We start from the raw sequence: 1,797 nt of genomic DNA, 5'->3' as shown, positions 1-1,797 counted from the left end.
TGGCAGTCACCCGGCCCTCGGCCTGTGGAGGCTCGGTGGGGCTCCGCCGGGAGCCCCGCGCCGATCACACGTCGTAGGACTGCCAGCGGTCGGCGGATACCTGCGGTTTGCCCTATCACGCCATACCTGACCTGCTCGTTTCCTCTCGATGTTCGTCATCGTTGACTAGCGCCGTTCGACGTCTGACGGCCTAGAGGCGGTCTGATCATGTTTCCCGGGTCGAGTAGATGGCGGATGTGTGCTACAACATTGATCCATTTGGTCCATGCAGGGGGACGGGTTGATCGTAATTGATGCTAACGAGCTGCTGAAAATTCCGCGTACACAACATCGCCTATGGCGGCTTCTCTGCGAGATCGCTAATAGTGCAAATCATGACATTGCCACCGCAGATATAACTTTCGAGGAGTTCCGGGCGCGTTATGAGAAGAATGTTCAAGATGCCTGGAGAAAGTTGCAGGTAGCGACCGCCTCGTTTCGCGAGTATGGCGACGAGGATATTGTCCGCCTTGAAGGCGCATATGATTCGGGCGAGGTTGGTCCGGTAATTAGTCGCCGGATCGGCGAGTTCCTGTCGTCGATGAAAATCATTGTTAGTGACCCTCGGTATCATGTCGAAGGACTGCGACGTGAGATAAATCGCCAGCTTCCGGCGGCGACATCGTGGGATAAGCCGGGCATCGGCGCGCGTGACGTGATCCTATGGCTGACAGCCGTGCAAGAATGCAAGGGTTCATCGGGAAAGCTATTCTTCGTCTCGAACGACGCGCGTGCATTCGGAAAGAACGAGCTCCATCCCGATCTTGTGGATGAGTTGCGCAGCGAGCTTGAAGATCGAGCAGATGACTTCGTCTATTGTCGTGATTTAGCTGAACTGCTCCCGCTCCTTGCGGATCGCTCTAACCACGAGGCGGACCTCCTGTCGTTCGACCTGCTTGCGGCTGATTCGACTCTGAGAACGGCTATTGACCGCGTTTGCGGTGAGCGCGTCAGTGCGCTCGCTCATAGGCTGGTGACATCCCGCTTCGATATGGCGTCAGGTATGTGGCAAACGGTCATGTTGCATCGAACGGTCTTGCGGTCGATCGTCGACACTTCGTCCTATAGGGTCGAAGGGAAAGTGTGGCTCGTTGCGACAATGCGGTGGCGTCTTGAAGTCCGAGTGGATTCGGTAAGGGTGCCGAAGGCTGCCGAGTCGTTCCCGTTGGGTTACTCCGGCTCGTTGCTCGAAACCGTCACCTTTGAGTCGGACGAATTAGTGGATGCTCAAGAGTTTGAGGTCACGGCTATTGTCGGAGTCGGTCACACGATCGACCACTCTCCGGCTATTGAGTCGGTTGATATTGTGTCTAGTAGATTAATCAATGCGCCTGGCAAGTTGCATGAGTAACCAACAATCGCGCGGGGATCGGTGGCAAGGCGGCGAAGCCGTCGCGGCAGTCGATCGCCGTACTTAGTGCCGAAAGCCGTTGACCGCGCGATCGTTCACGGCCCTGGTAACTGGAAGTGGCCTAGTGGCAGCTCCCATCTGCTGGCGCGCCGCTTCCCTCGGCACGTGCACCGACTCCGCGCGCGGCCGACGGGCGGAGCGGAGCGGGAGCCCGGCGTGCCGCGCGCGGAGTCGTGCCAATGTGACCCGGGATTGGTCGCGCGTCGCCGCAGGCGGCGTGCCTTGATGCCTGCCAGCCACGAGCGGACGCGGGCGGCGGTTGATGCGGTAGTCGCGTAAGAGGCGGCGTGAAGATCCGGAAGGCCGAGGGCCGGGTGACTGTGGCAGTCACCCGGCCCTCGGCCTGT

At 59.3% G+C, this 1,797-nt stretch carries 1 protein-coding gene; it reads left to right on the top strand.

Annotated elements, in window-relative coordinates; genetic code table 11:
• The first annotated feature begins 265 nt into the window (after nucleotides 1-265).
• The gene (locus ACWEFJ_RS39195; RefSeq protein ID WP_449716916.1) at nucleotides 266-1,390 is read left to right on the top strand and encodes a PIN domain-containing protein; all 1,125 of its coding nucleotides are present in this window, start codon (nucleotides 266-268) and stop codon (nucleotides 1,388-1,390) included.
• Nucleotides 1,391-1,797: the final 407 nt, after the last annotated feature.

The organism is Actinosynnema sp. NPDC004786, assembly GCF_053601135.1.
The sequence above is the reverse complement of the archived record's forward strand: the minus strand, read 5'-3'. Positions and strand labels throughout refer to the sequence as shown.